The 455-nt window shown below is 47.5% G+C and carries 1 protein-coding gene; it reads right to left on the minus strand.

Annotation, left to right across the window (positions count from 1 at the left end):
• Positions 1-455, minus strand: a 455-nt coding sequence (locus tag QTO00_RS20855; protein WP_331426407.1) for an L-threonylcarbamoyladenylate synthase, incomplete at both ends; no start/stop codon positions are given.

Here is a 455-nt window from a genome sequence, read left to right on the forward strand (position 1 = left end):
AGGTAACCACCGTTAAGAATACAATCAACCGCGTGCTCTAGCTTGTCACGAATATCTTCAGGATCAGACTCTGTTACATCAGCGCCCGGAAGGATAAGCGACGTCGACATTAATGGCTCACCTAACGCCTCGAGCAGATCTAGCGCAATTTGGTTGTCAGGAACACGAATACCGATCGTCTTACGCTTCGCATTCATCAAGCGACGCGGTACCTCTTTGGTCCCTTTGAAAATAAAGGTATATGGCCCAGGCGTATTATTTTTTAGCAAACGAAACGCGGTGTTATCAACACGCGCATAAAGAGACAACTCAGAGAGATCACGGCACAACAAGGTAAAGTTATGTTTATCGTCTAAGCGGCGGATCTGGCAAATACGTTCCAGTGCCTGTTTGTTTTCAAGCTGACAACCTAACGCGTAGCCTGAATCGGTCGGGTAAACCACAACCCCACCGTT

The organism is Vibrio sp. M260118 (assembly GCF_036533755.1).
In the GTDB taxonomy this organism is placed as follows: domain Bacteria; phylum Pseudomonadota; class Gammaproteobacteria; order Enterobacterales; family Vibrionaceae; genus Vibrio.